Consider the following 7,287-nt stretch of genomic DNA (forward strand, 5'->3'; position numbering starts at 1 on the left):
CAGTGAAACAACTGGCGCGCGAGCCAGTATCCGGCTCGCGCCTTGAGTCGCAAAAACACTCAGGCCTCGGCCGATTCCGGGTATTCGTACTCGAACACCCGCACCACTTCCGAAGCATGCCAGGACGCGGCGGCGACACCGTCCGACGGCCCGGAAAAACGCCCGAGACGCTCGACACATTCAAAGAATCCGGTGCGCGGCAAGCGGCTGGCGCCCTGACTGATCACCAGTGAACTGCGCAATGGCTGCTCCGCCCTGGCGTCCAGGGCCGCCAGATGCTCAAGGGCCGCTGTCAGGGTTTGCATGGCCGGTGTCGGCAACTGCAAACGTTCCAGTAATGCCCGATAAGTCAGGAGATGGCGCTGACGACGCGCCTGATCCAGTTCGCCCAGCAATCCGTCCCAATGTTGACGACTGATGCGTACGCTCACGATTCATCCCTCCACCCCGGCACCGTCAATTCCCAGGCCAGGCTGCGACGAATCGCGGCGTCGGGCAGACGCTCGCCACTTTCGATCATGGCCAGGTAAGACGGGCTGATGCCTACCGTGCGGGCCAACACCTCGATGGCGATGCCCTTTCCTTCGCGCAAACTGCGTAGTTGGTCCAGACCCGGAAGAATCGCGTCTGGTGTTGCCGCCTGAAGCTTCGTGGCTTCAGGCGACGCTTGCTCCTTGATGCCTGCTGCTTTCAGTAACGCCTGATACTGAGCCCATGGCAGAACCGCATATTCGGGCTCGCCTTCGCGTGTAATTATCTGAATATCCATGACTACCCCGTAGGACAACAACACTTAGCGAGTCGGCACTTTTCCCTAGAAGTGTAATCCTAACAGCGGCCAAGGTCGCGGGGGGCATCAATCTGTGAACAGGTCAAAATCGACTCAGTGTTTTTTCGGGCCTTGAAGTTGCAGTTGCTCGGGGGTATCAGGCAGGCGCTCAACCACCGCGAGCTTCTCCGGCACCTGCCGTTTGCGCCAGGCGCGGAAGGCATTGAGTTCGTCGTCGAGCACTTTCATAAGCCACGCCAATACCGCGATGTCATCGAGCATGCCGAACACCGGAATGAAATCCGGGATCGCATCCACCGGGCTGAGGAAGTACATCAGGCCCGCGACGACCGAAACCAGCGCCTTGGGGCTGATGGCGCGATACTCACCACGCCAGTAGGCCAGGCAGAGTGCCTGCAACAGCTTCAAATCATCTTTGAGTTTGCCCAGTCGGTTGCCTTGGCTCGCGCCCTTGCTGGCGACTGCGAACAACAGGGCCGGCAATCGGCCACGTGCCAGCAGGCGTCCGGCCAGCGGCAGGAAACGAGCGAAATTCCAGGGTGCTTTCATGATTCCTCCCGTTGAAATGTTATCCACACAAATTGTGGATAACCTTGTGAACAGAGCTGCTTTTCATCGCTGTAAGCCCCGTTTTACAAGGCCTGCGTTCAGATCGGGCGTTTTTTACCCATCAAAAAAAACCTATAATTTCATTGACTTGGCGGACTTGTGCATCTAACGCCAACGCCTACTATGCCTGAGACTCCGGCCTGGAGCGTCTGTTCGTTTTGTTTACCCGTGCCAAACGCCAGATGCAACAACGCCCCGCATGAGCGAGGCGTTGTTATCGAAGCAGGCGCCGATTACTTGGCTGCGTCGTCTTCTTTTGCCGGATCCTTGATGGCCAGCAGTTCCAGGTCGAATACCAGCACCGAGTTGGCCGGAATCGCCGGGCTCGGGCTTTGAGCGCCGTATGCCAGGTCAGCAGGGATGTACAGTTTGTACTTCTCGCCAACGTGCATCAGTTGCAGGCCTTCGACCCAACCCGGGATCACACCGCTGACCGGCAGATCGATCGGGCTGCCGCGCTCGACGGAACTGTCGAATACGGTGCCGTTGGTCAGCTTGCCGGTGTAGTGAACGGTCACTACGTCAGTCGGCTTTGGCTGAGGGCCATCGGCTTTCTGCACGACTTCGTACTGCAAGCCCGAAGCGGTGGTGGTCACGCCGGCTTTCTTGGCGTTTTCTTCGAGGAATTTCTTGCCGGCAGCGGCCGACTCTTCGCTCATCTTGGCCATGCGTTCTTCGGCACGCTTTTGCAGTGCGGCGAACGCCTCAACCAGTTCTTCGTCCTTGAGCTTCTGCTCTTTCTTGCCGACGGCGTCTTCGATGCCCTGGGCTACAGCTTTGGAATCCAGGTCATCCATGCCTTCCTGAGCCAGGCTCTTGCCCATGTTCAGGCCAATGCCGTAGGAAGCTTTTTGCGCCGGAGTTTTCAGCTCTACGCTGGTCTGCGAATCACAACCCGCGAGTACCAGGCCAACCAGGGCCACCGCCGCCGCCAACCGATGCTGTTTCATGCTATTTCCTTGTTCATGCGCCTAAAGGGCAATCGAGTAAAGCCGCGAGCTTATCAGGCCGCCACGACCAATGGCTACCGGCATGAGAACCGGAAACGCTTGATAAGTTCAGGTGTTTAAACGCATTTCACCATTCGGCCGATGAAGCTTCTTTCATCTTGTTCCGACGCAGACTGATTCCTGAACCTGCAACATATGGCGTAATGGCCTCTTGCCGCACCTTGGGTACTCGGGCATAACGGCATGATCATTCGACAAGGACGTTTATCTTGCACCTCTTCTTTCGCTTACTGGTTCTCATCGCAGTACTTCTCGGGCTGGTCTTGGCCGTGGTTCTTTACTACGTCGCCAACCCGAAATTGCCGGCCTGGTCACCTCCACGACAGGTGCATTACCTGGAGCAATGGAGCGCCGCCGATCGAGAGACTTATTACTTCATACCCCAGGGCACTCAGGTCAAAGGCTTGCGCTATGACTGGTTCACCGCCCTTGAACTGCCCTTCTCGCAGCAACGCTTCGCCGCCCCCGAGTACCTCGCCCGCTTCGGTTTCCTGGTGGACCCCGGCCAGAAACCGACTCCGAATAACCCCGGCAACCTCCCGGCAGGCTTTACCCGGCACCAGAATACGGGGAGCCCGGATGTGTTTCTGGATGTCACCTGCGCGGCCTGCCACACCGGTGAACTGCGCTTCAAGGGTCAAGCCGTGCGTATCGACGGCGGCTCGGCGCAGCACGTCCTGCCGTCCAGTGTTCCTACACTCAAAGGGGGCAGTTTCGGACAAGCACTGGTAGCCAGCCTGGCCTCGACTTACTACAACCCGTGGAAGTTCGAACGTTTCGCACGCAACGTGCTGGGCCAGGACTACGACGCCCGCCACCAACAGTTGCGCAAAGAATTCAAGTCCTCACTCGATACGTTCCTCAAGGTGGCCTGGAACGACACCCATCGCGGGCTCTATCCGACCGAGGAAGGCCCGGGGCGCACAGACGCCTTCGGGCGCATTGCCAACGCCAGCTTCGGTGATGCGATCYCCCCCGACAACTACCGTGTGGCCAATGCCCCGGTCGATTATCCGCAGTTGTGGGATATGTGGACGTTCGAATGGGTGCAGTGGAACGGCTCGGCGAAACAACCGATGGCGCGCAACATCGGCGAAGCGTTGGGTGTCGGCGCCACGCTGAACTTCTTCGACAAGAACGACCAGCCACTGATGGGCGACGCCCGCTATCCCTCAAGTGTCCGTGTGCGCGACCTGCACCTGATCGAACAGACCCTGCAACGACTCAAGCCTCCTGCCTGGCCGGAAGATCTGTTGGGCGCGGTCGACAAACCTCTGGCAGCAAGGGGGCGCGCCTTGTTCGCCGAAAACTGCGCGGGTTGTCATGTACCGCACACCACCCAGGGCGACGGGCGATACGTTCAGCACCTGAAAATGATCCCGGTGGATTACATTGGCACAGACCCCGGCGCAGCCAACAACATCGCCGACCACCGCTTCGACCTGACTGCGCTGCAATGGAATCAGGCGGAGCTGGAAAAACTTGATGTGGAGCCAAAACCCACCGAACCAATGGACCTGAGCAAAATGTCCGTGGCCAAGGGGTTGGCCTATGTCACCGCCTATGTCCAGGACCGAGCGTATCAAGACGCCAATGTCACCCCTGCCGAGCGTGCTGAAATGGACGGTTTCGGCCTGCCGATCGGCGTGCGCGAATTGCGTTCCTACAAGGCCAGGCCATTGGCGGGGGTATGGGCGACAGCACCGTTTCTGCACAACGGTTCGGTACCGAGCATTTATCAATTGCTGTCGCCTCAGGATGAGCGTGTGACCACGTTCTACAAAGGCTCTTTCGAATACGACCCACAGCATCTGGGATATCGCACCGAAGCCTTCAACAACGCTTTTCTGTTCGACACGCAAATCACCGGCAACCACAACAGCGGTCATGAATTCCGTGCCGGCAATCTCGGCAATGGCGTGATCGGCCGCGGGCTGCAGCCGCAGGAACGCCGGGCACTGCTGGAATACCTGAAAGTGTTGGGCGGCCCGCTGGAAGCGCAATTGCCATGACCACAGTCTCAGCCAAAAGGACTTTCTCATGCTGACAACACTCTGGCTGCGCCTAGGCGCCTTCCTCGGCAAGCTGTCGCTGTGGTTGCTGGGTCTCGGCGTGCTTGGCTGGGCCCTGGCCAGCGCCTGGTTTGCCTGGCAGCATCGCGGGCCGGTCTCGGCGCAGGAGTTGATTGCGGACAACGAAGCCGCGATGACCCAGGACATCATCCAGACCGCCGTGCGCATCGTCGATCAGCACCGCGAAAGCACCCGCTACCTGCGGGACGCCCATGCCAAGGCCCACGGCTGTGTGAAGGCCGAAGTCCAGGTGCTGCCGGAACTGCCAAGCGAGCTGCGCCAGGGCGTATTCAGCGAGCCGRGCAAAACCTGGCAAGCGACGATGCGCCTGTCCAACGGCAATGCCTACCCGCAGTTCGACAGCATCCGCGACGCCCGGGGCATGGCGATCAAACTGTTCGATGTTCCAGGCAAACAACTGTTGAGCGAACAGCAGGGGCGAGGCGAACAGGACTTTGTGATGTTCAGCCACCCGAACTTCTTTGTGAGCAATGTCGCCGAATACCGTCAGAACGTCGCCGCTCAAGCCGACGGTGAAAAGATGATGGCTTTCTTCCCCGGCCGGGATCCACGTGCCTGGCAGGTTCGCCATCTGTTCATTGCCCTGGCGACACTGGCCCCTGCCCCGCCAAGCCCAACCCGGACGACATACTTTTCGGTTTCGCCCTACAAATTCGGTGAAGCCAATGCGAAGTTCCGGGTCGCACCCGATCCAGACAGTTGCCCGGCCTACAGCCTGCCGGAACAAAATCGCAAGCTGCCGAACTTTCTGCGCAATGCGCTGAACCAACAGCTGTCGACCGACCGAGTGCCGGCGTGTTTCGCCTTGCAAATCCAGCGACAGGACGCCAACAAGTACATGCCGATCGAAGACACCAGCATTGAGTGGCGCGAAAGCGATGCGCCCTTCGAGACCGTGGCGCGAATCAAGGTTCCGGCGCAGGACTTCGATACACCGGCGCTGAACCTGCAATGCGACAACCAGTCGTTCAATCCCTGGTTTGGCGTCGAGGCGCACCGCCCCATCGGCGGGATCAACCGCCTGCGCAAGGCCGTGTATGAAGCGGTCAGCGACTACCGGCACAGGCGCAATGCCGGACTGTAGGAGCGAGCTTGCTCGCGAAGAAACCATGGGCGCCGCGGGGTATCTGAATTTACGCGTTATCGTTCACGACCTTCGCGAGCCAGCTCGCTCCTACAGAGAGCGAGGAAAGCCAAATCCAGGACAGCAAAAAGCCCGCACAAGGCGGGCTTTCTGTGGCGATCTGGCGTTCAGTGTTCCAGATTACCGAATATGGCGCAGCGGACGGGACTCGAACCCGCGACCCCCGGCGTGACAGGCCGGTATTCTAACCGACTGAACTACCGCTGCGCGTAGCGTTGAAAGTGGTGGGTGATGACGGGATCGAACCGCCGACATTCTGCTTGTAAGGCAGACGCTCTCCCAGCTGAGCTAATCACCCTTTACCTTCGTTGCGGGGCACATTATGCCACAGGTTTTTATAAAATGTTGATTTATTTGAAGTTTTTTTCAAAAAATCTAAAAACCGGTGAAACGACGCAACCCACAGGAACAACAGTCAAACTTGAGGCAGAAAAAAGCCCGCCTAAGCGGGCTTTTCCGTGGTGACCTGGCGTTCAGTGTTCCAGGTTACCGAATATGGCGCAGCGGACGGGACTCGAACCCGCGACCCCCGGCGTGACAGGCCGGTATTCTAACCGACTGAACTACCGCTGCGCGTAACACTGAAAACGAATGGTGGGTGATGACGGGATCGAACCGCCGACATTCTGCTTGTAAGGCAGACGCTCTCCCAGCTGAGCTAATCACCCTTCGCTTCGGTGTGGCGCGCATTCTACGGAGCGACCCAACCTCTGGCAAGCACTTTTTAAAATAATTTTCCGAGGCCTTCCAAAGGCTTAGAGAAAGGTTGGCCTATGGCACGGCGAAGACAATAATGCCCCCCTTTGTATAAAGGAGAGACTCGCCCCATGTGGTTCAAAAACCTGCTTATCTATCGCCTGACCCAAGATCTGCCTGTTGATGCCGAGGCGTTGGAAACTGCACTGGCCACCAAACAGGCGCGCCCATGTGCAAGCCAGGAGTTGACCACCTACGGTTTCGTCGCGCCATTCGGCAAAGGCGAAGATGCGCCGCTGGTGCATGTCAGCGGTGACTTCCTGCTGGTGTCCGCGCGCAAGGAAGAACGTATTTTGCCGGGCAGCGTCGTGCGTGACGCGGTCAAGGAAAAGGTCGAAGAGATCGAAGCCGAGCAAATGCGCAAGGTCTATAAGAAGGAGCGCGATCAGATCAAGGATGAAATCATCCAGGCCTTCCTGCCCCGCGCCTTTATCCGCCGCTCGTCGACCTTCGCCGCCATCGCGCCGAAACAGGGCCTGATCCTGGTCAACTCGGCCAGCCCGAAACGCGCCGAAGACTTGCTGTCGACCTTGCGCGAAGTGATCGGCACCCTGCCGGTGCGTCCACTGACCGTGAAGATGTCCCCGACCGCAACCATGACCGAGTGGGTCACCACGCAGAAAGCCGCGGACGATTTCTTTGTACTGGACGAGTGCGAACTGCGCGACACCCACGAAGACGGCGGCATTGTGCGTTGCAAGCGTCAGGACCTGACCAGCGAAGAAATCCAGTTGCACTTGAGCACCGGCAAAGTGGTCACCCAACTGTCCCTGGCCTGGCAGGACAAACTGTCGTTCGTCCTCGACGACAAAATGGTGGTCAAGCGCCTCAAGTTCGAAGACCTGCTGCAAGACCAGGCGGAACAGGACGGAGGCGACGAAGCCC

General features: G+C 58.7%; 7 protein-coding genes and 4 tRNA genes. 3 read left to right on the forward strand and 8 right to left on the reverse strand.

Translation table 11 applies throughout. The features are described from left to right. Positions 1 to 59: 59 nt before the first annotated feature. From ACXRVY_RS12570 to ACXRVY_RS12585, 4 genes are all read right to left on the reverse strand, one after another. A complete protein-coding gene (locus ACXRVY_RS12570; RefSeq protein ID WP_007898892.1) occupies positions 60 to 431 on the reverse strand; it encodes a hypothetical protein in 372 nt (123 codons plus the stop codon). Further along, on the reverse strand, positions 428 to 769 hold the full coding sequence (locus ACXRVY_RS12575; RefSeq protein WP_223462161.1) for a helix-turn-helix domain-containing protein: 342 nt from the start codon (positions 767 to 769) through the stop codon (positions 428 to 430). Before ACXRVY_RS12575 ends, ACXRVY_RS12570 begins: the two co-directional genes overlap by 4 nt. Positions 770 to 883: 114 nt before the next feature. Further along, on the reverse strand, positions 884 to 1,339 hold the full coding sequence (locus ACXRVY_RS12580) for a YkvA family protein (protein ID WP_223462160.1): 456 nt from the start codon (positions 1,337 to 1,339) through the stop codon (positions 884 to 886). A gap of 293 nt (positions 1,340 to 1,632) precedes the next feature. Beyond that, positions 1,633 to 2,349, reverse strand: coding sequence for an FKBP-type peptidyl-prolyl cis-trans isomerase (locus ACXRVY_RS12585; protein ID WP_218431282.1), 717 nt, complete (start codon positions 2,347 to 2,349; stop codon positions 1,633 to 1,635). Positions 2,350 to 2,618: 269 nt separating this feature from the next. Between ACXRVY_RS12585 and ACXRVY_RS12590 the strand changes: the two genes are divergently transcribed. Both ACXRVY_RS12590 and ACXRVY_RS12595 read left to right on the forward strand, forming a co-directional pair. Beyond that, entirely contained in the window at positions 2,619 to 4,421 is a 1,803-nt protein-coding gene (locus tag ACXRVY_RS12590; protein WP_458237503.1) for a di-heme-cytochrome C peroxidase, read from the forward strand. A gap of 28 nt (positions 4,422 to 4,449) precedes the next feature. Further along, on the forward strand, positions 4,450 to 5,586 hold the full coding sequence (locus ACXRVY_RS12595; protein ID WP_458237504.1) for a catalase family protein: 1,137 nt from the start codon (positions 4,450 to 4,452) through the stop codon (positions 5,584 to 5,586). 190 nt (positions 5,587 to 5,776) lie between these two features. Here ACXRVY_RS12595 and ACXRVY_RS12600 read toward each other — a convergent pair. The 4 genes from ACXRVY_RS12600 to ACXRVY_RS12615 form a co-directional block, all read right to left on the reverse strand. Beyond that, a tRNA-Asp gene (locus ACXRVY_RS12600) sits at positions 5,777 to 5,853 on the reverse strand. Between the two features lie 15 nt (positions 5,854 to 5,868). Continuing rightward, positions 5,869 to 5,944: transfer RNA gene (locus tag ACXRVY_RS12605), tRNA-Val, on the reverse strand. A 198-nt stretch (positions 5,945 to 6,142) separates the two neighbouring features. Then, positions 6,143 to 6,219: transfer RNA gene (locus ACXRVY_RS12610), tRNA-Asp, on the reverse strand. Positions 6,220 to 6,238: 19 nt separating this feature from the next. Beyond that, positions 6,239 to 6,314: transfer RNA gene (locus ACXRVY_RS12615), tRNA-Val, on the reverse strand. 159 nt (positions 6,315 to 6,473) lie between these two features. Here ACXRVY_RS12615 and rdgC point away from each other — a divergent pair. Then, positions 6,474 to 7,287 (forward strand): recombination-associated protein RdgC (gene rdgC / locus ACXRVY_RS12620; RefSeq protein ID WP_458237505.1); only part of this gene is annotated, 814 nt, incomplete at its 3' end.

It is taken from the genome of Pseudomonas sp. P5_A2_2 (genome assembly GCF_054177685.1).